29 protein-coding genes and 1 pseudogene are annotated in these 21,040 nt (G+C 58.3%); 13 read left to right on the top strand and 17 right to left on the bottom strand.

Going from position 1 to position 21,040, the window contains the following annotated elements:
* The first annotated feature begins 16 nt into the window (after positions 1–16).
* On the top strand, positions 17–607 hold the full coding sequence (locus BI364_RS08890; RefSeq protein WP_070078438.1) for an NUDIX domain-containing protein: 591 nt from the start codon (positions 17–19) through the stop codon (positions 605–607).
* On the opposite strand, the gene BI364_RS08885 is transcribed toward BI364_RS08890, so the two are convergent.
* Positions 604–909, bottom strand: a complete 306-nt coding sequence (locus tag BI364_RS08885) for a hypothetical protein (RefSeq protein WP_070078437.1) — start codon at positions 907–909, stop codon at positions 604–606. The two genes, BI364_RS08890 and BI364_RS08885, sit on opposite strands and share 4 nt — an antisense overlap.
* A gap of 187 nt (positions 910–1,096) precedes the next feature.
* Between BI364_RS08885 and folE the strand changes: the two genes are divergently transcribed.
* Positions 1,097–1,654 (top strand): GTP cyclohydrolase I FolE, encoded by a 558-nt coding sequence (gene folE, locus BI364_RS08880; protein ID WP_070078436.1) that lies wholly within the window; start codon positions 1,097–1,099, stop codon positions 1,652–1,654.
* Positions 1,655–1,658: 4 nt separating this feature from the next.
* Here folE and BI364_RS17895 read toward each other — a convergent pair whose 3' ends face one another.
* The 7 genes from BI364_RS17895 to merC all read right to left on the bottom strand — a co-directional run bounded on the left by BI364_RS17895 (position 1,659) and on the right by merC (position 6,626).
* A complete protein-coding gene (locus tag BI364_RS17895) occupies positions 1,659–1,817 on the bottom strand; it encodes a rhodanese-like domain-containing protein (RefSeq protein ID WP_156782682.1) in 159 nt (52 codons plus the stop codon).
* Positions 1,814–2,329 (bottom strand): hypothetical protein, encoded by a 516-nt coding sequence (locus BI364_RS08875; RefSeq protein ID WP_156782681.1) that lies wholly within the window; start codon positions 2,327–2,329, stop codon positions 1,814–1,816. Before BI364_RS08875 ends, BI364_RS17895 begins: the two co-directional genes overlap by 4 nt.
* 71 nt (positions 2,330–2,400) lie before the next feature.
* Positions 2,401–2,982 (bottom strand): peroxiredoxin family protein, encoded by a 582-nt coding sequence (locus tag BI364_RS17405; protein ID WP_083251277.1) that lies wholly within the window; start codon positions 2,980–2,982, stop codon positions 2,401–2,403.
* 400 nt (positions 2,983–3,382) lie between these two features.
* On the bottom strand, positions 3,383–3,799 hold the full coding sequence (locus tag BI364_RS08860) for a MerR family transcriptional regulator (protein WP_070078433.1): 417 nt from the start codon (positions 3,797–3,799) through the stop codon (positions 3,383–3,385).
* Between the two features lie 13 nt (positions 3,800–3,812).
* Positions 3,813–4,487, bottom strand: a complete 675-nt coding sequence (merB, locus tag BI364_RS08855) for an organomercurial lyase (protein ID WP_070078432.1) — start codon at positions 4,485–4,487, stop codon at positions 3,813–3,815.
* Positions 4,488–4,522: 35 nt separating this feature from the next.
* Positions 4,523–6,166: a mercury(II) reductase gene (merA, locus tag BI364_RS08850; protein ID WP_070078431.1), complete on the bottom strand. Its 1,644-nt coding sequence runs from the start codon at positions 6,164–6,166 to the stop codon at positions 4,523–4,525.
* 25 nt (positions 6,167–6,191) lie between these two features.
* A complete protein-coding gene (gene merC / locus BI364_RS08845; protein ID WP_070078430.1) occupies positions 6,192–6,626 on the bottom strand; it encodes an organomercurial transporter MerC in 435 nt (144 codons plus the stop codon).
* A 94-nt stretch (positions 6,627–6,720) separates the two neighbouring features.
* On the opposite strand from merC, the gene merR reads away from it, so the two are divergent.
* The 5 genes and pseudogenes from merR (at position 6,721) to BI364_RS18315 (ending at position 8,325) form a co-directional block, all read left to right on the top strand.
* Positions 6,721–7,164 (top strand): Hg(II)-responsive transcriptional regulator, encoded by a 444-nt coding sequence (gene merR / locus BI364_RS08840; protein WP_070078429.1) that lies wholly within the window; start codon positions 6,721–6,723, stop codon positions 7,162–7,164.
* A 17-nt stretch (positions 7,165–7,181) separates the two neighbouring features.
* Positions 7,182–7,459 (top strand): annotated as a pseudogene (gene nifH / locus BI364_RS08835) (nitrogenase reductase); the annotation flags it as partial.
* Positions 7,460–7,504: 45 nt separating this feature from the next.
* On the top strand, positions 7,505–7,672 hold the full coding sequence (locus tag BI364_RS17890) for a hypothetical protein (RefSeq protein WP_197495645.1): 168 nt from the start codon (positions 7,505–7,507) through the stop codon (positions 7,670–7,672).
* 291 nt (positions 7,673–7,963) lie between these two features.
* Positions 7,964–8,170 carry a transposase gene (locus BI364_RS19165; RefSeq protein WP_197496026.1) on the top strand — a complete coding sequence of 69 codons (207 nt, stop codon included), beginning with the start codon at positions 7,964–7,966 and terminating at the stop codon, positions 8,168–8,170.
* On the top strand, positions 8,095–8,325 hold the full coding sequence (locus BI364_RS18315) for a hypothetical protein (RefSeq protein ID WP_197495644.1): 231 nt from the start codon (positions 8,095–8,097) through the stop codon (positions 8,323–8,325). Before BI364_RS19165 ends, BI364_RS18315 begins: the two co-directional genes overlap by 76 nt.
* 1,062 nt (positions 8,326–9,387) lie before the next feature.
* Here the strand turns inward: BI364_RS18315 and BI364_RS08825 are convergent.
* Complete coding sequence (locus BI364_RS08825) at positions 9,388–10,917, bottom strand: SulP family inorganic anion transporter (protein ID WP_070079984.1); 1,530 nt, start codon at positions 10,915–10,917, stop codon at positions 9,388–9,390.
* A gap of 287 nt (positions 10,918–11,204) precedes the next feature.
* Here BI364_RS08825 and BI364_RS08820 point away from each other — a divergent pair, with 287 nt between their 5' ends.
* Both BI364_RS08820 and BI364_RS17885 read left to right on the top strand, forming a co-directional pair.
* Positions 11,205–11,579: a hypothetical protein gene (locus BI364_RS08820; protein ID WP_070078427.1), complete on the top strand. Its 375-nt coding sequence runs from the start codon at positions 11,205–11,207 to the stop codon at positions 11,577–11,579.
* A gap of 92 nt (positions 11,580–11,671) precedes the next feature.
* On the top strand, positions 11,672–11,836 hold the full coding sequence (locus BI364_RS17885; protein ID WP_156782679.1) for a hypothetical protein: 165 nt from the start codon (positions 11,672–11,674) through the stop codon (positions 11,834–11,836).
* Between the two features lie 121 nt (positions 11,837–11,957).
* On the opposite strand, the gene BI364_RS08815 is transcribed toward BI364_RS17885, so the two are convergent.
* From BI364_RS08815 to BI364_RS08785, 8 genes are all read right to left on the bottom strand, one after another.
* Positions 11,958–12,164: a lipoprotein gene (locus tag BI364_RS08815; RefSeq protein ID WP_070078426.1), complete on the bottom strand. Its 207-nt coding sequence runs from the start codon at positions 12,162–12,164 to the stop codon at positions 11,958–11,960.
* A 124-nt stretch (positions 12,165–12,288) separates the two neighbouring features.
* Positions 12,289–12,453, bottom strand: coding sequence for a DUF1328 domain-containing protein (locus BI364_RS17395; RefSeq protein ID WP_083251276.1), 165 nt, complete (start codon positions 12,451–12,453; stop codon positions 12,289–12,291).
* Positions 12,454–13,195: 742 nt separating this feature from the next.
* Positions 13,196–14,686, bottom strand: a complete 1,491-nt coding sequence (locus BI364_RS08810; protein ID WP_207644986.1) for a thioredoxin-like domain-containing protein — start codon at positions 14,684–14,686, stop codon at positions 13,196–13,198.
* Positions 14,683–15,168, bottom strand: coding sequence for a DoxX family protein (locus BI364_RS08805; RefSeq protein ID WP_070078424.1), 486 nt, complete (start codon positions 15,166–15,168; stop codon positions 14,683–14,685). Before BI364_RS08805 ends, BI364_RS08810 begins: the two co-directional genes overlap by 4 nt.
* Entirely contained in the window at positions 15,165–15,947 is a 783-nt protein-coding gene (locus BI364_RS08800; protein ID WP_070078423.1) for an HvfC/BufC N-terminal domain-containing protein, read from the bottom strand. The genes BI364_RS08805 and BI364_RS08800 overlap by 4 nt, the downstream gene beginning before the upstream one ends.
* Positions 15,931–16,803 (bottom strand): MNIO family bufferin maturase, encoded by an 873-nt coding sequence (bufB, locus tag BI364_RS08795; protein WP_070078422.1) that lies wholly within the window; start codon positions 16,801–16,803, stop codon positions 15,931–15,933. Before bufB ends, BI364_RS08800 begins: the two co-directional genes overlap by 17 nt.
* 9 nt (positions 16,804–16,812) lie before the next feature.
* Positions 16,813–17,205: a BufA1 family periplasmic bufferin-type metallophore gene (locus BI364_RS08790; RefSeq protein WP_070078421.1), complete on the bottom strand. Its 393-nt coding sequence runs from the start codon at positions 17,203–17,205 to the stop codon at positions 16,813–16,815.
* Between the two features lie 180 nt (positions 17,206–17,385).
* Positions 17,386–18,117: a GntR family transcriptional regulator gene (locus BI364_RS08785; RefSeq protein ID WP_070078420.1), complete on the bottom strand. Its 732-nt coding sequence runs from the start codon at positions 18,115–18,117 to the stop codon at positions 17,386–17,388.
* Between the two features lie 343 nt (positions 18,118–18,460).
* On the opposite strand from BI364_RS08785, the gene BI364_RS08780 reads away from it, so the two are divergent.
* From BI364_RS08780 to BI364_RS08765, 4 genes are read left to right on the top strand one after another with little or no spacing between them, the layout of a single operon-like run.
* Positions 18,461–18,745, top strand: a complete 285-nt coding sequence (locus BI364_RS08780) for a UxaA family hydrolase (RefSeq protein ID WP_070078419.1) — start codon at positions 18,461–18,463, stop codon at positions 18,743–18,745.
* A 5-nt stretch (positions 18,746–18,750) separates the two neighbouring features.
* Complete coding sequence (locus tag BI364_RS08775; protein WP_070078418.1) at positions 18,751–19,923, top strand: UxaA family hydrolase; 1,173 nt, start codon at positions 18,751–18,753, stop codon at positions 19,921–19,923.
* A 51-nt stretch (positions 19,924–19,974) separates the two neighbouring features.
* Positions 19,975–20,697, top strand: coding sequence for a succinate dehydrogenase/fumarate reductase iron-sulfur subunit (locus tag BI364_RS08770; RefSeq protein WP_070078417.1), 723 nt, complete (start codon positions 19,975–19,977; stop codon positions 20,695–20,697).
* On the top strand, positions 20,694–21,032 hold the full coding sequence (locus BI364_RS08765; protein WP_083251273.1) for a hypothetical protein: 339 nt from the start codon (positions 20,694–20,696) through the stop codon (positions 21,030–21,032). Before BI364_RS08770 ends, BI364_RS08765 begins: the two co-directional genes overlap by 4 nt.
* The last annotated feature ends 8 nt before the right edge of the window (positions 21,033–21,040 follow it).

The raw sequence follows: 21,040 nt of genomic DNA, 5'->3' as shown, positions 1-21,040 counted from the left end.
ACAAGGCGATTGTGCGATGAAGTGGGAAATTCTCGACAAGGTTCAGTGCTTCAAGGGGTTCTACGAGCTGGTCCGCTACCGCGTGCGCCACGCCCTGTTCGCCGGCGGCATGGGGAAACCGATCACGCGCGAGCTGATGGTCCGTGGTCGCGCGGCGGCGGTGTTGCCCTACGACCCGATCACGGATCAGGTGATGCTGGTCGAACAGTTTCGTATTGGGGCGATCGATTCGCCGCATGGCCCCTGGTTGGTTGAAATCATCGCCGGCTTGGTGGAGGCGGGTGAGCAGGCGGAGGCGGTGGTTCGGCGCGAGGCGCTCGAGGAGGCCGGCTGCGCGTTGCAGGAGATTCTGCCGATCTGCGAGTACTATTCGAGCCCCGGCGGGAGCACCGAACGGGTCAGCCTGTTCGCGGCCCGCATGGAGAGTCGCGGCCAAGGCGGTATCTTCGGTCTCGCCGATGAGGGCGAGGACATCAGAGCATTTCTCGTGCCGGCCGATGAGGCCATCGATCAGATGCAGCGGGGCTTGATCGACAATGCCATGAGCATCATCGCCCTGCAGTGGCTGATGCTCAACCGCGAGCAGCTACGCGCGAACTGGCGCTAGTGGGTGCTGGAGGCCGGGTCGCTATCTTCGCGCTGGGCGCGGAAAGCAACCTGATTGGCTGTGTTGATGTTGTGCAGGATGTAGGTCTTGATGTTGCCAAGAAATTCGTCCATCTCCGCATCTTTGCCGAGATTGCCGTCGATCGTGGCAACCACCTCGCCGAGGGTCTTGCTCAAATGGTCCGCACGCGCCATTTCTCGGGCGGCATAGCGGGCAAGGCGTTCCTCGCGCTCGGTATTGCCAACCGCGTTGCGCGTGTGATTTTCGATGATCGTCTGCCAGCGTGGCTTATCGCTGCTCATACGGGTGATCCTCGGGACTCGAAAAAATGGGAAAGCGCAGTTTAGCAGTCAAATGGAATCGCCGCTGTCAAGCAAGATACCGACCGTCACCCATAAGCGACACCTCGGCGTATAATCCACGCCCCGTGCGGCGGCGCCCACTATGCGATCGGATGACGGCATGATGCCGTCGACAGGAGAACCAGCTATGAGCCTGACAGATCTAGAGGCCAATTATCGGGAAATACTCGCGACCACCGGCGAGCCGCTCGACCGTGATGGACTCCGCGATACACCGCAACGCGCCGCGAAGGCCTTCGAGTTTCTGACGCGCGGCTATCGCCAAACCTTGGAGGAGGTCGTCAACGGCGCCCTGTTCGAATCCGAGATGGACGAGATGGTGCTGGTGCGCGACGTGGAGCTGTATTCTTTGTGCGAGCATCATGTGCTGCCCTTCATCGGCAAGGCGCACGTCGCCTATTTGCCCAATGGCAAGGTGCTCGGGCTATCCAAGATCGCGCGCATCGTCGATATGTACGCGCGGCGGCTACAGATACAGGAAGGTCTGACCCGCCAGATTGCCGAAGCGGTGCAAGCCGTCACCGGCGCCAACGGGGTTGGTGTGGTGGTCGAAGCCCGTCACCTGTGCATGATGATGCGCGGCGTCGAGAAACAGAATTCGAGCATGACCACCTCGGTGATGCTCGGCCAGTTCCGCAGCAACCCGGATACCCGCGCGGAATTCCTGCGGCTGATTCGGGGCTGAGGGCTCACCCCCTCATGGGCGATGCACCGCCGCGGTCTCCGACGACGCGTGAGCGTGTCGGGATCTCGCCCGATACGATGTTGATGGCGCCAGGCAAATGGCCCTCGTCGAAGGTCGAACCCGGATAATCGCCTAGAATCACGGCCTCTTGCAGGCCAATCATCGAATCGTGCAAGCAGGGCCATGCGCGAGCTTCCTGGCGTTTTGCCAGAAGGCGATGAAGCTCAATGCCACCGCAAACAGTTCGATTTCGAATTCGTGGGTCGCGATAAACCCTTGGATGATCCCTGGGGCAAATCCCGCCACGGCCGGGAAAACGACGGCCAAGGCCCCCAAGCCCAAGGGAATCAGGGGGCTACAGCACAGCAATGGCGCGAAGAATGCGACCAGGGCGCCACCTATCCCAGTACTCTTGCTGGCACGTTGCCCATGGCGTATCAATAGCACCATCGTGGCCAGCGTGAGTGCGAGCAAGACCGCCAGGCAAAAGGCAAATACCGCTTGCCCTGGTGCGAGCAGGCGCAGACTGTCCCAGCCGATATGTCCACCGGTCAGGGAGGCTGGCAAGGTGACGGCATAGAGCGGGAACAGGACGATGAAGGCCATGAGAACAGTCCATCGCCCAACAGGTTCCGTCCAGAGGCGTTTGAGCGTAGTAGCAAGTTCATACAACATGCGCGTGTCCTCCAGGCAAGACCTTATGGATCGCCAGGGATAATCTATCGGCTGCATTTCATCCCTTCACGTTATTGGCCTGTCTTCGCAAACCTCAGAATTTTCTGCATGGTGACGTTTGGGGAGCCACTGACTGCCTGGATCAGCCCTTTGCTGTCGATCAGAAAATAGATGTCAGGGAATCCTTTCGGGTTGTAGGTCTCGGCAAGCGTTTTACTCGCTGTCCCGAATATCCAGCCAGACGTGCTCTCCAGCTCAGGCGCGACCTTTTGCACAAATTCATCGGTTGTCAGACCCGGATATCCGTCGTTCTTGTAATTATCCAATACGATCAAAGTCACGCCATCCTGCGCCAATTCCAGGCGGTGTTTGGCCAGCGCTTTGAGTCCGGCCTCGCAGCTGCTACACCATGTCGAAAACAACCAAAGCATGATTTTGTGTCCCGCGTACTGGCTGATCGATGCTTTCTTCCCCGCTACTTCAAATGAAACATCCGGGGCGGGCACTGGGTGGAATTTTGCCGACGTTTGGGTTCGTGCTGATGTCTGAGAGTGTTCGGTCGATGGCGCCCCAGCGAATTTCCAGCTGACCCATCCCGACACTCCGATCAAGAGCGACAACCCTAATAAAACCATGATGGATTTCTTACGCATACTTATTGTCTGCTCCGTGGATCAATATTTCGTTCGACCAGAGGGCTATTCGTTTTCGAGAACCAGTCCGAGCTCATTGGTGTCAAGCCCGATAGCTCAGTAGCCCCAAATTGGATACGATAAAAGGTGTAAGATAATTGAGGCTAACCTTCAGCCAGATCCAGGCAGTGATGTCGCCCATCATCAGCCGATCGCCCAAATTAAACAGTGTGAGCCAGGAACCCACGATTGCGGTGATCAAGAGTGTTCGTTTTAGATGGGCGGGCTGACATATTGTTCGCGCGGGCGTTAAGTAAGTAGCCGATAGTTTGTTTATCGCGGACTGTGGTCTCATCAGACTGCCCGCGGCGAAACATCGTTCAAGCCGCCGTGACTGGCCTGCCAGTTTGTGAACATTGGTTCAGTCCTCCCTGATTCTCAGGTACAGCGGGCAATCGATCGGCGTATCCATTTCTCCTCCCCGCTTGCACGCGTCGATCAATCCCGACAGCTGGTGTTCTACTCGATGTAGAGATTCGATCCGCACGCTAACCTCTTTCAAACGCCTTTCTGCGATCATCTGAATTTCGTGACAACGCTTTTCTCCCAGGGCAAGCAGCTCGGCAATTTCATGCAGACTGAATCCGGCCTGCTGCGCGTGACGGATAAAATTCAGGCGCTCAAGGTCCTCTTGGCAATAACGGCGGATACTGCCATAACCGCGTGACGGGATGGGTAGTAGGGAACGTCGCTGGTAATAGCGGACGGTTTCCACGTGCACACCGGCAGCAGCGGCCAACCGTCCGATAGTCCACGTGGGATTCCCGTCCGTGTTCATCCGCAAGCCCTCACTATCCCATCTCCAGGTTTCGCAGCCGCGCTTGAAATCCGAAAAAAGCATTGGCAATTACGGCGGCCTGGGCCACTGTATAAACTTCACCGCCTTGGCTTCCGCTTTCAGTGCAACTACGGCAGATGAAACGAATACTCGGACATAAGGTGTCGCAGCATGCGTTCGTGCTGCAGCACGCCTGTGTTTCGTCGGCCCAGATAACCGCTGTCTCATACACCATCGTCTCACGCAAGCCACCGTTGGCTTGCATTCCGAGAGCCAATTGTGTATCGCACAAGGCGCATGAAGCGGCAATCTGGCTCGCCTGGCCGCTGACGCGCGAAACCGCCAGGGCGTCGATTGCGCACATGGCATGAACCGAACGGTTGCCGAGTTGGACCTGTATGCCTGTCGGCAAGGCACTGAACGGGTAACATCCGAGTTGCCCGGATTGATCAACCACTGCATCGATGGCCAGTAAGGCATGCAGGTTTTCGGAACCGAGCGCATCGGTTGCAAGCGGGCCTGCGGTATCGCACCAGTGATTGATCAGACGGCGATAAGCCGCAAGGGCGTCACTCGGCAAGGCCATCACGCTCCGCTCCAAGGGAAAGCGATCACGCAAGCGGGCAACGGCCGCTTCCACGCTCTGCCTACTGTGCAGCCGGTCTTCATCGCCTTGATGTCGGATCATGCCTTATACATCCTCGCTCAAACGGACTCTGTGGTTTACCCGGCGCAGCATGACAGTTGTTTCACATCCTTGGTGAAGGTCTGCGCGGCCAGCTTGAGTCCCTCGACCATGGTCAGATAAGGGAAGAGCTGGTCGGCCAGATCCTGCACTGTCATGCGGTTACGGATCGCCAGCACTGCCGACTGGATCAGTTCACCCGCTTCCGCGGCAACTGCCTGCACGCCAAGCAAACGGCCTGTTTCGGCATCCGCGACCAGCTTGATGAAGCCGCGAGTATCGAAGTTGGCCAGTGCCCGCGGCACGTTGTCGAGGGACAGTGTGCGGGTGTCGATCTCGATGCCTAGGTCTCGGGCTGCCTGCTCGCTCAGCCCCACGGTAGCGACCTGGGGATCGGTGAACACCACGGCCGGCATCGCGGAGAGGTCGAGGCTCGCCTCGCCGCCGGTCATGTTGATCGCCGCGCGGGTGCCGCCAGCGGCCGCGACGTACACAAACTGTGGCTGATCGGTGCAGTCGCCGGCCGCAAAGATGTGCGCCGCGCTCGTGCGCAGGCCGGCGTCCACAGCGATGGCGCCGTGCTGGTCGATCTTGACACCGGCCGCTTCCAGGCTCAGCTCCCGCGTGTTCGGATTGCGCCCGGTGGCGACGAGTAGCCGGTCGGCGCGCAACTCGCCCGTGGGCAGGCTCAGCACAAACTCATCCCCAGCGCATGCGACACGGTTTGCCTGCGTGTGTTCCAGGACTTCAATGCCCTCCTCACGGAAGGCGGCGGCGAGGGCTTCACCAATCGCAGGATCGTCCTGGGACAACAGCGTGTGGCGGGCGAGTAGCGTAACCTGGCTACCCAGGCGAGCGAAGGCCTGGGCCAACTCCACCGCCACCACCGACGCGCCGATCACCGCCAGCCGTCCGGGAATCGTATCGCTGGTCAGCGCCTCGGTCGATGTCCAGTAGGGTGTGTCCGCAAGGCCCGCAATCGGCGGGATGGCGGGACTCGCGCCCGTTGCGACCAGACAGCGGTCGAAGACCACCTTGCGTTCGCCGCCGTCGTTGAGAGCCACGCTCAGTGTCTGCGCATCAAGGAAACGTGCCCTGCCGTGTAAGACCTTGATGGATGGGGTGGTCTCCAAGATACCTTCGTACTTGGCATGACGCAGTTCCTCGACACGACCTTGCTGCTGGGCCAGCAATGGGCCGCGAAGCACGGTGGGTGAGGTGGGCGGTAGGCCAGCGTCGAAGGGGCTCTCACGTCGTAGATGTGCGATATGCGCAGCACGGATCATAATCTTGGACGGCACACAGCCGATATTGACGCAGGTACCGCCGATGGTGCCGCGCTCGATCAGCGTGACGCGCGCACCCTTCTCGACGGCCTTGAGCGCACCGGCCATAGCCGCGCCGCCGCTGCCGATCACAGCGATGTGTAGTCCCTGTCCGTCACCCGCAGAGGTGACGTCATCACCGCGTGGATGCGCACCATAGCCGTGCGCGCCCACCGCCTCGGTCAGCTGCTGTATAGACACCTCGCGTTCCAGCACGACCCAGGCCGTGGCATCCGGGTAGGACACCTGGGCCTCGCGCACGCCGGACACGGCTTCGAGCGCTTCGCGCACGTGTGCGGCACAACTGTCGCAGGTCATGCCGGTGATCGCGAGTTCGGTGGTTGCGTTCTCGGTCATAAGGTTCTCCAAAGGATTCATCTGATCAGCTACGCGGGGAGGGCGTTTCGCCCCCATCGGTCGCACAACGGCGGTTCGCCGGATTGACCATGTCCCAGATGGAGGTTAAAAACATCACCCCCAGTCCGCTATAGAAAACCCCTCTCGCCAGGTCCTTGGCCAGAAAGTGATGGGTCAGCCCAAACACGCCGACCAGCGCCAGCACCGGACCGATCGACCCAAGCAGGGTGCGCTGCCACTGGTGGTGCGAGAACCAGCCCACCAGTGTCGCCAATAGCGCCACGCTGGCGAAGATCGGAATCAGCCAATGTACGAACAGGCCTTCCCAGTGGCTGAGAAAGCCCAATCCGATCGCGGCACCAAGGCTCGCGGCCGCTGGAAAGCACATGGCGCAACTGAAACTGCCAACGATGGCGCCGACGACGCCAGTTTTATCGATAATGCGGGTGATGGTAGACATGAGGTTGCCTCCTGGGTGTGTCGATTCATATGAATTTGGTGGGCGCTAGGTAGCGTAAACTTACTGCCGTACTAAAGTACGGAGTCAACTCTTAATGAATCATCGGGAAAACGCATTGACCATCGGCCGCCTGGCCGAGGCGGTGGGCGTCAACGTCGAGACCGTTCGGTTCTACCAACGCAGAAACTTGTTGCGCGAGCCGCCCCGCCCACCGGGTGGTATTCGCTATTACACGGTGGAGGACATCGCGCGAGTGAAGTTCATCAAGTCGGCACAGCGTCTTGGGTTCTGCCTGGACGAAATCCTTCAGCTGCTGCCACTCGATGAAGGCATGCAATGCGATTCGGCGGCCGAACTGGCGGCTCAACGCTTGGACGACGTACGCGCACGGCTACAGGATCTGCGCCGAGTCGAAGCGACGCTGGCAAACCTGCTCGAGCAGTGCCGCCAAGGCGAGGAGAAAGTGGCCTGCCCGTTGATCGCGGCGCTGCATGCAGACAAACCTATGCGAGTCCTAGGCCAGGTTCCAACCTCATAACCACAAATACGCACACTCCCGAGCCGGGTGTTGGCGGCGCCGGCCGCGGTATGATCACCTGATCCATTTCCTGGAAGAAGAGGGCGCCTACGAAGAGAACCTCGATTTCGTGTTCTATGACGTGCTGGGCGACGTGGTCTGTGGCGGCTTCGCCATGTCCATTCGTGAAAACAAGACCCAGGAAATTTATGTGGTGGTTTCCGGCGAGATGATGGCGATGTATGCCGCCAACGATATCTCGGAGGGCATCGTGAAATACGCGAATTCCAGCAGCGTGTGCCTTGCGGGCCTGATCTGAAATTCACGCACGCAGCGCCTGCCAGAATCACTACTCTCGAGCTTGATCGGCGATCCCGCCGCCGAGGTGCGTGCCGCCGTAGCGGCGCGCATGCTCACCGACGAGGACTGGACGGTCCACCTCGCCGCCGCACCACGCGTTCGCCGCCAGCGCTTGCGCCGACTGCTGGACGATCCCGTGGCCGAAGTGCGCGAGTCAAAGAACCGATAGGCCGCTTGGACTGGTGGAAACGGGATGGTCACAAAACGGAAAGCGGCATAGTGGGTACAAGCTCGGCTGCTCGTGGCTGCGACTAAGCCATGTTGCATAACATGGCGTTCGCAAGAAGCGGCACGCTGCTAGATGATTGGAGGAGATTGGGCTCGGGTTTAGTATTGTGGAATAGTATCCGATGCCACTCGGCATCATAACTTTTATGGCGCGCGGGATATCCAATTTTTCTGGATGCCATAAAGAGGGTATCTGACCCCGGTTCGCCCCTGACCCGAGTTCGCCCAATTTCTGGCCTACATCGGCGATACGCGTCGCTTCAAGAGCGCCAAGGTGCTGGCCGCCTTCATTGGCCTGAAGCCCGAAACAGAAACAATCGGGTGCGTCGGTCAAGGGACGCACGACGATCTCAAGAGCCGGCCATGCGGCCACCAGACCGGGCACTGTACATGCCTGGTCTGGTGGCCAAGCGGCATAACCCGGTCATCATCGCTTTAGCCAAACGCCTGGAAAGCAAGGGCTTGGCACCGAAGGCCATTGTCGGCGCCAGCATGCGCAAGCTCATGCATTTGATCTATGGCGTGATTAAATCGGGACGACCGTTCCAGGCTGAAATCCCCTTGCGCGGACTTGAAATCCAAGAGGGTATCTGACCCCCGTTCGTGCGGTTACTATTTTTTTGCTATCTCCTATTCACTTCACGCGAAGAATCCCTCTCCAGCCGCAGCTCATCGCACAGCAGCGTAATCGATGCACCGGCGTAATCAGGTTCACGATACGATCTAAGAAGCGGCGTCGCACACGCAGCACAGGGCCGTTGCACCGGGGACATGATGGTCGATGGCGGGCAGCTTCGAACGAGGCAAAATTGCCATCGGCACCTATGCGACTTCCAGCTTTGGAAAAGGCACTCATGAACTCTGTCTCTCTATAAAGAAAGTTGGAGGGGCACTAACCATCCCGTTGTAAAGGCTCATGTCTGTCCTGAAAGACTATTGCGGCGACCACTCTTTGCACCCATCCCCCTTTGTGGCGGATCGAGTGTCCACCGAGCACGTCTCCGGCACCGCATCCACCGGTGCGCATCACGGGTCGCTGGTCACGAATTCGGACGCTCTATTTCCTGCTTCGGTATCCCAATCGCTCAATGCCCCGGCTTCCGCCAGTGCCAGAATCGTATGACGCCGCGACGGCGTTAGAACGGTGTCTAACGTCATTTCGGCTTTCTTCACAGCAAGGTTGGCTACACTGTTTCTAGTCGGTATTCATTCGCCAGCTTAGAGGGAATCTCACTCATCGCCCTCGCCAATACCTACTTCCTAATCGTCAGGTTACTCTGACTGGATAAACTGTCTGTTCGTTACCGTACAATCGACAGATACCTATTCGCTGAAGAATATCAGTGCGAGCGGACCGCGATGGTTGCGGTTCGCGTCTCCGGAAGGCTGTGTGTTTTCAGGTGACAAGTCGAAGGATTCTGACCAAAATTATGGGGTAGTCGAGTGTCAGCTCTCCGCAACCACCAAACGGAAGTAGACTGGGATTGGGTCGAATGTCTCTTCGGGGTCGACATCCGTCTATAAACCACATCAGCCCGGTGTCTGCTTTCATGAATCGATGAGGGTGAATCAATAGCAGGATGCCATGCCCTTAAACCAGATCGGGCGGTGGCGAAGTACAGCCCGATCTGGTTGCCTGAAACGATTAACCCTGAATCAAGCCAGTGAGTTATCCGCGACGTGATAATGCGGGTCTTCGCTGATGTTCACTTCGACGAGGTTACCGGCCTTTTTCAACAGAATTTGGCATTCCTGGCTCAGGTGGCGCAGGCGCAGCAATTTGCCGGCAGTTGTATAGCGGGTGGCTAGGGTGTCGATGGCTTCGATGGCTGAATGGTCCGCTACGCGCGAGTGGCCGAAATCGACCACGACATCGCTGGGATCGTTTTCCGGATCGAACAATTCTCCGAAGCGGTGCGTGGAGGCGAAAAACAGCGGACCGTGAACTTCGTAGATGCGGGTGCCGTCGGCTTCGTCGTGGACCAGCACGTAGATGTGCCTGGCCTGCTTCCAGGCGAACGCCAGTGCGCTGGCGATGACGCCGATGACCACGGCGATCGCTAGGTCCGTGAAAATAGTGACAACGGTCACGAGGATGCCGACAAAAATATCCTCGCGGGGGATTTTGTTCAGCAGGTTGAAACTACCCCATTCGAAGGTCTGGATGACGACCATGAACATCAGGCCGACCAGGGCCGCTACGGGCACGAGGTTGATGAGGCCCGACGCAAACATGATGAATGTCAGCAGGGACAGCGCCGCGACGATGCCGGACAGGTTACGCTGACCACCGGAGGAGACGTTGATCATTGTCTGGCCGATCATGGCGCAGCCGCCCATGCCGCCGAAGAAGCCGTTCACCATGTTGGCGGCGCCCTGACCGATGGACACGCGGTTACCCTGGCCGCGCGTGTGGGTCACTTCGTCCACGACGGTCATGGTCAGCAACGATTCGATCAGGCCCACGCCGGCGAGGATGACTGCGTAAGGCAGGATGACCTTGAGCGAGTCCAGCGTGATCGGCACGCTCGGGAGGTGAAAACTCGGGAAGCCGCCGTGGATGTCGGCGATGGAGCCGACCTGCGGCGTGTGCAGCCCGGCCAGATGCACCAGCAGCGTGATCGCGATGATCGCGGCCAGACCGGCAGGGAAGGCGCGGGTGATTTTGGGCAGCCCATACATGATCGCCATGGTGAGCGCGACGAGGCCCAGCATGACGAACAGCGGGGTGCCCGTCAGCCAGTGGGCGGCGCCGCCAGTGCCCTGCGTCTTGAAGTGGTTGAGCTGGGCGAGAAAGATCACGATCGCAAGCCCGTTGACGAAGCCGAGCATGACCGGCAGCGGGACGATACGGGTATATTTGCCGAATTTCAGCGCGCCGAAAATAATTTGCAACACGCCGGCCAGGATGATCGTGGCGAACAGATATTGTTCGCCGTGTTTCGCGACCAGGGCGACCATGACGACGGCCATCGACCCAGTCGCACCGGAAATCATACCGGGCCGGCCGCCGACCAGCGAAGTGACCAGTCCCATCATGAACGCGCCGTAGAGCCCGACCAGGGGGTTGACGCCGGCCACGAACGCGAACGCGACCGCCTCCGGCACCAGTGCGAATGCGACGGTCAAACCGGAAAGGATATCGTCCCGAGCCTTGGCGACGTGAGCGTAATACAACTGAAACACATGCAACTCCAACGCGCAAAAGGGCTAGATTTTACGCGAATCCCCTGGAACAACAAGCGATTCGGTACGGCAGTCAATCTTAATTTCTGACCGAAGGATTTTTTTGCGCGACGAGATTCCGGCTTGTCGCCGCACCTACCGCCCGTGGTAGCGGAAGGCTACGCCAGCGTAGCCTTCCGCTGGGCTGCGTTTGCGGATATGGTACGGACAGGCATCTTGTCGCGACCCGCGACGACCTTCGATTCAGGCGTCTCCCGGACGTTTGACGCAAACGACGGAAACGAGCGATGAAGCAAGCGATCCCGATCCTGGCCTTAAGTTTGGCATTTGCACCGCCCGCTTTTGCGGGCTGTAATCCGGCGACGCTCGGCAAACGGGTAAGTGAGGGGGTTTTTGTCGATTTGCCCGTCATCAAGAACAAGCAGCCGCTAGGCTATTTGTGCACGCGGGCGGTGGCCGTTCAGGATGCCCGATATAAATTCGATGTCGTTGCCGAGACGTTTTACGAGAACGAGATCGACTACTGCGCCGCGAATCCTTCGAGTACCGTAACGATTTACAAACCGTCGTCAGGCGGGTTCATCGCCTTTTTGCGCAACAAGGGCATGCATCTTCGTTCCTGTTATTCCGCAACAAAGGTCGATCCACCGACCGATCGATAACCGGGCTGACCAGCCGCGGCCCCCATCAGTGTCGATGGCGGTGTGGATAAAGCTGCCTCGTTTGATTGCCTGGCGTTCTAGGTGCGGCCGTTTTGGATATTGCGGTGTTCGTCTACAACACCTGCGTGCCGGTGGTCACCGGCGACGATGTCGGCGCGATCTGCAAGGACGCCGCCGCGCGCGCACAGATCGTCAATCTGGGGAGCCTAAAGGGCTTAGCGCACGAAACAGGGCGCCGAAGTACTGATCGGCATTAGCATCTGGCACATGAGGTCACCAAATATGCTCAGATCAAGCAGCCATCAATTGCCAAACGTGCACTGGCCATCTGATATTAATGGCGTTTTCTCGAAGGATTGGTAATAAACCCTTATTTGATTAATTATTTTTGATGCTATTGCCAGCATCTTCAATTTTCTTGCCGGCCTTATCAGTCGCGTTTCCAACATCTTTCTTTACCTGGCTGGCTGCGTTGTCAATTTTTTTGCCCGCTTTTTCGGCTGGGCCCTCGTGGGATTGGCAGCCAGCCAACATAACCGCCAAAACCAGGAGGGGAGTGATTTTTTTAAGGGCAGCATTAACCATGTGTATATCCTCATTATGGTAAATTCATGGGGCGACTAAAATATATTAAAAATCACATATACACTCGTGATGCTTCACGAATGATATTTCAGACCCGCAGACCCGAACTCCATGATTGGTGAAGTTATAATCTTGGTCTCCGACCCATTATGAATAATATAACGGCTAAAATTAGGCCAACGACAAACAATATCCAGGCGATTTGCGCGGCTAAGCCTGATATCCCACCAAGACCAAGAACGCCTGCTGCTATCGAAATAATCAGAAATATAGCCGCCCAGTAGATCATGCCGCCACCCCGAAGTTATTAAGCAAGCCCATGAGGACGCATGATATTCAGCTGCGCCTAAAAAAATCATGCATCTTGCCTGCCTGTATTTCAAGTGTCTCTTTTTGGAGACAATTGCCTTTATCAGGAAAACTTTAATCCCGCAGCCGATGCTGCATACTCATTGCTTCGCCGTTGTTTTCAGCTATGTCCATTTGCTACTTGGAGCCCCGTTAGCGGTTGAAAATATTTGATTCAAGCACATGATCGACGAGGAGGTGATGAGTAATCTCTCGAACAAAAATCAAGTCGAGCTTGAATGGTATTCGAGATCGATTCGATGAGAATCGCCATATGCGAAGTGCCAGTGATGACCGGAGAATAGGCCTGAGCGACGCGGGCAAGTTCTTGGATTGTGAAGAATGCATGCCGATTAGAGAATTAACTACGTCGTTTTCCCCGCTAAAGCCAGAACTGAGGCCACACTCGGAGAACGCCTGAGAGCTTGCGAAAAACTCAAGGGCATGTTCTCGCTAGCAAAGGAATATGGATTGATCTCGACGAAGACACGCTGTATCCATCGAACGAACCACAGTTCACTGCTGATCAGCTCTCCGAGCGTTTGGCCAAGGCGTTGTTACGGGCGTGACGGAATTGCCATTATTTGCCATGGCTTCTGCCTTCTATGCCCACGCCCCCATCACTCGTTTGTTTAAATATCAGTGGGTCGTAGGCGGGGGTAACCCACTGATCGACCAGGGTTTTATTTTGCCATTTTGAGTATCGACCGTGACCAGCTGATTGGCGTTGGTATCGGCCACAAGCAGACGGTGGGGGCGAGTATTGCGAGACCACCGGGTTGCGCGAGACCGATGGTCAGTGTCGAGACTGTTTGCGTAGCAAGACTCAGCGTTCGGATGGCATCGTTGAATGTATCTGTAATGTAGAGTTTACCGTCCTCGTAGGCCAGTCCTTGATCGTGCTGCAGTAGTGCGCTTGCCGCTGGTCCATTGCGCAGGCCGAAATCGAATAAGCCGCGGCCGATCAGTGTGCGCACATGCATGTCGGCCAAATCGACGATGCGTACGGCGGATGACTCTGGGTCGGCAACGTAGAGTTGGCCGTCGTGATAGGCAAGGCCGCTGCTCTGGGCGAAGCTGGCCTGGGCCGCCGGCCCGTCCGCGATCCCCTCCGCGCCGCTGCCTGCGACCGGACCGATGCGCTGGGTGCGCAGGTCCAACTTCCAAATCTGGTGATCTCCTGCCATGGCGATATAGAGCTCGTCGCCAACTCGTTCCAGTCCCCAAGGGGAGTTGAGCGGTACGGCGCGCGCCTGATGAATGCCGACGACGCCATATTCCTGTCGACCGTCACCGGCCACGGTGGTGACGGCGAAGGTCTTCAGATCGATGCGGCGGATCAGCTGGTTCCCTGTGTCGGCGACGTACAAGGCATCGTCGTCGAAGGCCAAACCTTGGGGGCCATTGAAGCGGGCTCGGGCCGCTTCGCCATCGGCAACGCCCAACTGGCCGCTGCCGATGACCTGTAGCGTTTTTCCTTGATGGTTGAATAAGACAACGCGGTTGTGCCCGCTGTCGGATACCGCGACATAACGTGCATCCACTGCGACCTTGCCCGGTTGCAGCAGCGGGGTATCGGGCATGGGCATCGGCTTGAGTGGCAAGACGCTGGTGGTATTCAGGGTGCCGTCGTGCCTCGCCTTGGCCAGCGTTTGGATCGCCGCCTTACGAATTTGGCCGTAGCGCCCCTCACCGATGAATTTTCCCACGACCTCGCCATTCGTCCCGAGCAAGACGAATGTGGGCCAGGCAAACACGCCGTATTGACGCCAGAGGCGCATGTCTTTATCGGTCACGATGGGGTGGTGAAGGTTGTAACGGCGGATGAAGCCGTCAATGGCACTGACACCCTGTGAGGCCTTGAATTTGGGCGAGTTGACGCCGATGACCAGTAGACTGCCGCCGAATTCGCGCTCCAGACGCGCGGTGCCGGGGAGCGTGTGGATGCAGTTGATGCAGCCCGGCGTGAAGAAATCCAGCAGCACGAGCCGTCCTTTGAGGTCAGCGGCGGTCAGGGGCTGGCTTACGTTGAACCAGGGCGCACCCGTCGGGAAATTCGGTCCGTCGGCCATCGCGGGCCTGGCGATCAGGGTGAGCGCCAGGATTGAGGCGAGTATCACGAGCAACGTCTGCCAACGGTGGGAAAATCTCGGTGGAGCAGTGCCTAGTGTCATTGCGGATGCAGCCTTTGTGGGGTCGAACGGCGCGGAGCGGCAGGCCACCAGCGCCGCAGAACGGCATCGATGGATAGGGCGCCTGGGCCGTGTAGAAGCGTGACCAGCAACATGATGCCCCATACCTTGTGGTCGATGAATCCGGTTGCCCAGAGCGCCGGATACGAAATCACAGCCATTATGTTATAGACGAACAGGAAGCCCGCGGTGAAGCGGGTGAACAGGCCTAGCGCGAGTAGCACGGGAAAGCCCAGTTCGATACCTGTGGCCAGATACGCGGCCACTTCGGGCGGCAAAAAGGGCACATGGTATTCGTACTGAAATAGATACAGGGTCGAGTAAATGCTCTGTAGCTTCACCACACCAGCGCGCCAAAACACCTCTGCGACCCAGAGCCTGAGCAGCAGGTCGGCCAGTGGAGAGGCCTTGTCGAGCAGTTGCGCGATACGTACGTAAAGCGCAATAGGCTTGTCGAGTATCATGGCTTCTCTCCCGCTTGATGTGCCGTGAACACGCCGAGGCTAACCAGAGATGGCAGGCGCTCGGCAAGATCGAAATCGGGGTGGATTTCCAGCGTGGCTTCGAGGGCGGTGGATAAGGATTCTCCCGCAGCAACATGGGCCAGCCAGTGGTAATCGGCCGGCGCGAGCGAGAGCACGAGCACTTCGTCTGTGGGGCGTGCGATCAACAGGTAGGCCGGCGCCAGCGCATCGAGGTCGAGCGTGCCTTGTCGCGGCTCGGGTTCGAGGGCGAAAGCCCAGATGTCGGCGGCCGGATAGGGCGAGTGTAGGAGTTTGGCCGCGGGTATCAGTGCCAGTGCCGGTTCGGAATCGACATCCTCTGCCAGCCGAGCCAGCCCGCTGACATCGAGTGCTTCGACCTCTTCGGCGTGGAAGCAGAGATGCCAGTCCCATTCCAGGCGTGCGACATCCGGCAGATAGGGCAATCCAGCGGCGGGGTCGAATTCGGCGATGCATTCGGCCAGTGTGCCGCCAAAGTCGCGCAAGTCACCGCTACGCGACGGATATCGGGTGCGATAGTGTTCTGCAAACGCTGCAAAGAAATCCTCGCCGACCAGTTTTTGCACGGCCGGATAGATACCGGCCAGCGCTTCCGTCTGGGTAATGCGGGTGTTGTTGCGATACAGGCCGATACGACGCGGTGCGGCGATGCCCTCATGGCGCAGACGCACCGCATCGACTTGTTCTGGATGCTCCAGTGCAACGGCGAAGGCCGTTTGCAGCTCAGCCAGCGTGTTCACGATTAACCTCGGTGAGGATGCGCTCTGCGGCCAAGGCTTCCGCCTCCAGGATGCCGAGCGGGGGCAGGGCGGCGTCCCATTCGATCAACGTTGGACGTGGTCCGAGGCGTTCCAGTGTTTGCCGATAGAGGCTCCAGACGCCTTCGCACACGGGTTGATCATGGGTATCGATGCGAATCACCGTACCATCGTCGAATTCACGACGGGTGTGCCCTGCGAGGTGAATTTCGCCGACGCGGTTGGGGTCGACCGCGTGGATAAAGTCGAGCGCGTCATACCCATGATTGCAGGCATTGACGTAGATGTTGTTGACGTCCAGCAGAATATCGCAATCGGCCTGTTCGGCGATGGCGTTGACGAACGCCCATTCGGTCATCCGCGAATCTTCGAACTGGAGGTAACAGGAGACGTTTTCAACCAGAATTCTACGTCCCAGTGTGTCCTGCAGTTGCACGATGCGTTCGACCACATGGGCGACTGCTTCTTCGGTGTAGGGCAGGGGCAGCAGATCGTTAAAGTGGTGGCCAGCATGAGCATTCCAGCACAAATGTTCGGAGATCAGGGCGGGTTGCACGAGATTCACAAGCCGGCGCAGGCGTGCCAAGTGAGCGCGATCCAGCGGATCGGCATTGCCCAGGCCTAGGCCAACCCCATGCAGACTCAGCGGGAGACGCTCGGCCAGCATCTGTAGATTGCGCAGCGGACGGCCGCCAGGGCCGAAGTAATTCTCGCTGTGCGCCTCAAGCCAGGCAGCACGGGTGCCGGACTGCAGAATTTCGCGTTCGTATTCGGCGCGGAGTCCGATCCCGGCGTGAGCCGGGATCGGTGCGCCTCTGTTGAAGGGCGGCGCGTTCATGTCAACGGGTCAGGACCCGCTCTCCATGTGCAGCTTGGCTTGTTTCATTCGCAGCATCTTGACAGCCTCCTTGCGTTTTTCCGGGGACATCTCCATCAGCTCGTGATGAAACGTCTGTTCGCGCTTCAATGCGATCGGCGTTGGGTGCGTGGTGCCGCCGGCGATCATGCCGCAGACACCCTGCGGCACCAGGATGAAGGCATTGGGATCGCGGGCCTTGGGATCGGTACCGGCACATGAGCCGGTTGCGGTCTTGCAGTCGTTGCGATGGGCGGCGTTAACGCCGAAGCATTTGGCCATCTTCGGACCGCTGGCGGCCAGGGCCGTCGTACCAGTCGCCAATGCAGCGGAGGCGACGATGGTGGCGATGGCCATTTTCAATGCCTTGTGATGCGTACTCATGGACACTCCTCAAGCGGATTATGTGTGGGTGTCGATGCACGGGCGGCGTCTTGCGATCACCGTCCGCGATGTCGACAAGCACTTGGTCGCTCGTGTGTGCACCACTCTTACACGTATTTGCACGCGAAAACTTCCAGGAGTGTCGATATACAGACTGGACGACATTCGACGGGGGCTCTGTCAGTCCAGTTCACTTAGGTAATAATGATGGGCCGTGCTGCAGTGGCTGATACGCAGTTCGACGGGATGCTTATTGATGTTGAAGGCAACCCGGTGGATCTCCAACAGGGGCGCTCCCGTGCTCAATTCGAGCAATTCCGCTTCGCGCTCGCTAGCAGCCACCGCGCGCAGACGTTCGCGGGCACGCACCACCGTGACACCATATCGCCCCTCGTACATGTCGTAGAGGGTATTGGTCACTTCCCCAGCCGTGCAGCGTTGCAGATCGGGGAACAACGCGGTCGATACGGTAATGCGCTCGCAGATAACCGGCCGTCCCTTGAGATGGCGCACGCGCATGATGCGCGTCACCGTAGCGCCGGCGTCAAGCTCAAGAACCTCTTGTTCGTCGCGTGTGGCCTTGCCAGCACTACATTCAAGGGTGCGACTTTCGGGAAGTTGGCGTTCACCGTTTTCGCCGACCAACAAGAAGAACTGAAACAGTGAGCGCGCAGCGCTGTGTTTGGCGGCAAAGGTGCCCTTGCCTTGTCGCCTGTCGACCAGGCGTTCTGCCTCCATTTCGTTCAATGCCTTGCGCAGGGTGCCCTGGCTGACGCCATATTCCTGCGCCAATGCGGTCTCGCTCGGCAATGCCTGACCAGGCGGCCACTCACCTGCTGCGAGGCGTTGCGTGAGCAATGCCTTGATCTGGCTGTACAGCGGCCTGAAATCCGGGCCGGTGGCTTCTCCCATGAGTCATTCCTGTGTTGGTTGCGGGCGCCACGCTTCGAGCGAGGGCAGGGTTTAAGTGTCCAAGCGCATTCCGTATGGACATTGCGGTGGACAGCGGTATTGATCGGCATTATGCCCTTACATCATGGCCTTGCAATGCTTTGTACGGGTTTGCGTAGCATCCAGATGCCGGTGCTTTACCGTGATTTTTGTATGGAATTACAGCGTTCTACAACGTTCTATCGATAATTTTCAGTTTACGCCTTGACGTCGATAATATCACCGACTAGTCTGTTATATGTCTTATATAGGACATACTACATAAGACTACTTACGAAACTTGGCAATCATGTGAGGAGCAGGCATGGCAACCCACTTTCTGGTGCATAACAAGGCCGACCGTGTTGGTGTGGTGGTCGTGGAGGGCATCAAGGCAGGTCAGTCCTTGACGGGCTGGCTGCTCGAAAACGACACCACACTGAGTATTGAGGCCCAGGACGATATCCCTCTAGGCCACAAGATCGCACTCGTCGATGTGAGTGAAGGCGATACGATCATCGAGTACGAGAATGACATCGGCCGTGCCGTGGCCAATATCGGCAAGGGGCGCCACGTGCACGTGCACAACATCAAGACGAAACGGTGGTAACGACGATGGCCAATACCGATCTGAGTTTTATGGGTTATAGGCGCGAAAATGGTCGCGTCGGCATCCGCAATCATGTCGTCATACTGCCGCTGGACGATCTCTCCAATGCCGCCTGCGAGGCCGTGGGTAACAACATCAAGGGTACGATGGCCCTGCCGCATCCTTATGGGCGCCTGCAATTCGGCGCGGATTTGGAGCTGTTCTTCCGTACGCTGATCGGCACTGGCGCGAATCCCAATGTGGCCGCGGTCGTGGTTATCGGCATCGAACCTGGCTGGACGCAGCGCGTGGTGGAGGGTATTCGACTCACCGGCAAACCGGTAGAAGGCTTTTCCATCGAGGAGCATGGCGATATCGACACCATCGCGCGTGCCTCGCGTGCTGCCAAAGAGATGGTGCAGTGGACGACGGAAAAGCAGCGCGAACGTTGTGGCATCGACGAGTTGTGGATCTCGATGAAGTGCGGTGAATCGGATACGACCTCTGGCTTGGCCTCGAATCCGACCATGGGCAATCTGGTGGATAAGTTGGTGCCGCGGGGAGCCAATATCTGCTTCGGCGAGACCTCCGAGCTAACCGGTGCCGAGCAGGTATGCGCCGGGCGCGCGGCCAATGACGAGGTTCGGGAGAAGTTCCTCAGAACCTGGAACGACTACAACGACTTCATCAACCGTCACAAGACCGACGATCTCTCCGAATCGCAGCCGACCAAGGGCAACATCGCGGGAGGGCTTTCGACCATCGAGGAAAAGGCCTTCGGTAATCTGGCCAAAATCGGCAAGCGGACGCAATTCATCGACGTGCTCGAACCGGCCGAAACACCCGCCAAGGGTTCAGGGCTGTATTTCATGGACACCTCGTCGGCGGCGGCCGAATGCATCACCCTACAGTGCGCTGCGGGCTATGTGGTGCATCTGTTCACGACTGGGCAGGGCAATATCATCGGTAATCCGGTGGAGCCGGTGATCAAGCTCAGCGCCAACCCGCGGACCGTGCGCACCATGTCCGAGCACATTGATCTGGACGTTTCCGGCATCTTGCGCCGCGAGATGAATCTGGATCAGGCGGGTGATGCACTGATTGAGATGATGTTGCGCACCTGCAGCGGGCGATCAACCTCGGCGGAAGCCCTGGGCCATCGCGAGTTCGTCCTGACCAAGCTGTATCGCAGCGCCTGAATCGGCGCAAACCGACGGGGTAGGCGTTCCGTTTCGGGTGGGGGGATTTCGATGACGAAGGCACAAGTCCTCGATGTATCGGTATGGCGGGGTGGCGTTTCGGGCGAGTTCGTCGCCTACCGCGTGCCTCGGCATGACAATCAAACCGTGCTGGATGTGGTGACCTACATCCAACGTCATCTCGATCCGACCTTGTCCTACCGGTTCGCCTGCCGCGTCGGCGTGTGCGGCTCCTGCGCCATGACCGTCAACGGCTCGCCAAAGTGGACCTGCCGCACCCACGTTGAACGTGTTGCGAACGGCCATCGATTAAGTCTTTCACCATTGCGAAATTTACCGGTGATCAAGGACTTGGTGGTGGATATGCGCACCTTCTTCACCAAATGGCGACGTGCACGCGGTTATTTTATTTCCGCCGGAACACGGGAGGACGCATTTGCGCGCGTGCGTCCGGATTCCGCGCAGCGCCGGCAGGCTGATAAAGGCATCGAATGCATCAATTGTGCGGTTTGTTATGCCGCCTGTGATGTGGTTTCGTGGAAGCCGGATTACCTTGGACCTGCCGCGTTGAATCGTGTCTGGACTCTGATCAACGACGCGCGTGACGAGCACCGGGACCTGCACCTAGCCGCCGTTGCGAGCGACGACGGATGTCTAGGTTGCCATGGTCAGCAGGCCTGTCTCCAACATTGCCCCATGGGACTGAATCCGGCAGCTGGCATTGCAGGCCTCAAGCGCACAGTGGCTTTGGCCGCCTTGCGGGGTGAGCTGTGAACTCGCGGCTGGATGTCTGGCTCTGGATGGCGCAGCGCGCGACTGCCTTCTTGCTGGTCATCACCGTGACGATACATTTAGGCACGATGATCTATGTGGTCAACGACGGCCTGTCGGCCGGCCAGATTCTCGCGCACACTCGAGGCAACCTCTTCTGGCTAAGCGTATACGGCTCGTTCGTCACGGCGGCCGCAATCCATGTACCCATCGGACTACGTGTCGTACTGATGGAATGGACATCGATACGCAAAGATGGAGTCAACATGATCGCGCTGGCCTTCGCCGCCTTACTGGCGTTTCTGGGGTGGCGCGCGGTCTTGGGGCTATACGCATGAATCGAAAT

Origin of the sequence: Acidihalobacter yilgarnensis, from assembly GCF_001753245.1 — a bacterium.
In the GTDB taxonomy this organism is placed as follows: Bacteria; Pseudomonadota; Gammaproteobacteria; order DSM-5130; family Acidihalobacteraceae; genus Acidihalobacter; species Acidihalobacter yilgarnensis.
The sequence above is the reverse complement of the archived record's forward strand: the minus strand, read 5'-3'. Positions and strand labels throughout refer to the sequence as shown.

What these genes read in the sequence shown, in the direction of transcription:
- bufB (WP_070078422.1), bottom strand. Translation starts at nt 16,803, where the DNA reads ATGAACGCGCCGCCCTTCAACAGAGGCGCACCGATCCCGGCTCACGCC.
- BI364_RS08860 (WP_070078433.1), bottom strand. Translation starts at nt 3,799, where the DNA reads ATGAACACGGACGGGAATCCCACGTGGACTATCGGACGGTTGGCCGCT.
- BI364_RS08820 (WP_070078427.1), top strand. Translation starts at nt 11,205, where the DNA reads ATGAAGCAAGCGATCCCGATCCTGGCCTTAAGTTTGGCATTTGCACCG.
- BI364_RS08815 (WP_070078426.1), bottom strand. Translation starts at nt 12,164, where the DNA reads ATGGTTAATGCTGCCCTTAAAAAAATCACTCCCCTCCTGGTTTTGGCG.
- BI364_RS08805 (WP_070078424.1), bottom strand. Translation starts at nt 15,168, where the DNA reads ATGATACTCGACAAGCCTATTGCGCTTTACGTACGTATCGCGCAACTG.
- BI364_RS08875 (WP_156782681.1), bottom strand. Translation starts at nt 2,329, where the DNA reads ATGTTGTATGAACTTGCTACTACGCTCAAACGCCTCTGGACGGAACCT.
- BI364_RS08790 (WP_070078421.1), bottom strand. Translation starts at nt 17,205, where the DNA reads ATGAGTACGCATCACAAGGCATTGAAAATGGCCATCGCCACCATCGTC.
- BI364_RS17895 (WP_156782682.1), bottom strand. Translation starts at nt 1,817, where the DNA reads ATGATTGGCCTGCAAGAGGCCGTGATTCTAGGCGATTATCCGGGTTCG.
- merB (WP_070078432.1), bottom strand. Translation starts at nt 4,487, where the DNA reads ATGATCCGACATCAAGGCGATGAAGACCGGCTGCACAGTAGGCAGAGC.
- BI364_RS08810 (WP_207644986.1), bottom strand. Translation starts at nt 14,686, where the DNA reads ATGACACTAGGCACTGCTCCACCGAGATTTTCCCACCGTTGGCAGACG.
- merR (WP_070078429.1), top strand. Translation starts at nt 6,721, where the DNA reads ATGAATCATCGGGAAAACGCATTGACCATCGGCCGCCTGGCCGAGGCG.
- folE (WP_070078436.1), top strand. Translation starts at nt 1,097, where the DNA reads ATGAGCCTGACAGATCTAGAGGCCAATTATCGGGAAATACTCGCGACC.
- merC (WP_070078430.1), bottom strand. Translation starts at nt 6,626, where the DNA reads ATGTCTACCATCACCCGCATTATCGATAAAACTGGCGTCGTCGGCGCC.
- BI364_RS08890 (WP_070078438.1), top strand. Translation starts at nt 17, where the DNA reads ATGAAGTGGGAAATTCTCGACAAGGTTCAGTGCTTCAAGGGGTTCTAC.
- BI364_RS17395 (WP_083251276.1), bottom strand. Translation starts at nt 12,453, where the DNA reads ATGATCTACTGGGCGGCTATATTTCTGATTATTTCGATAGCAGCAGGC.
- BI364_RS17405 (WP_083251277.1), bottom strand. Translation starts at nt 2,982, where the DNA reads ATGCGTAAGAAATCCATCATGGTTTTATTAGGGTTGTCGCTCTTGATC.
- BI364_RS08785 (WP_070078420.1), bottom strand. Translation starts at nt 18,117, where the DNA reads ATGGGAGAAGCCACCGGCCCGGATTTCAGGCCGCTGTACAGCCAGATC.
- BI364_RS18315 (WP_197495644.1), top strand. Translation starts at nt 8,095, where the DNA reads ATGCGGCCACCAGACCGGGCACTGTACATGCCTGGTCTGGTGGCCAAG.
- BI364_RS08770 (WP_070078417.1), top strand. Translation starts at nt 19,975, where the DNA reads ATGACGAAGGCACAAGTCCTCGATGTATCGGTATGGCGGGGTGGCGTT.
- BI364_RS08775 (WP_070078418.1), top strand. Translation starts at nt 18,751, where the DNA reads ATGGCCAATACCGATCTGAGTTTTATGGGTTATAGGCGCGAAAATGGT.
- BI364_RS08885 (WP_070078437.1), bottom strand. Translation starts at nt 909, where the DNA reads ATGAGCAGCGATAAGCCACGCTGGCAGACGATCATCGAAAATCACACG.
- merA (WP_070078431.1), bottom strand. Translation starts at nt 6,166, where the DNA reads ATGACCGAGAACGCAACCACCGAACTCGCGATCACCGGCATGACCTGC.
- BI364_RS08780 (WP_070078419.1), top strand. Translation starts at nt 18,461, where the DNA reads ATGGCAACCCACTTTCTGGTGCATAACAAGGCCGACCGTGTTGGTGTG.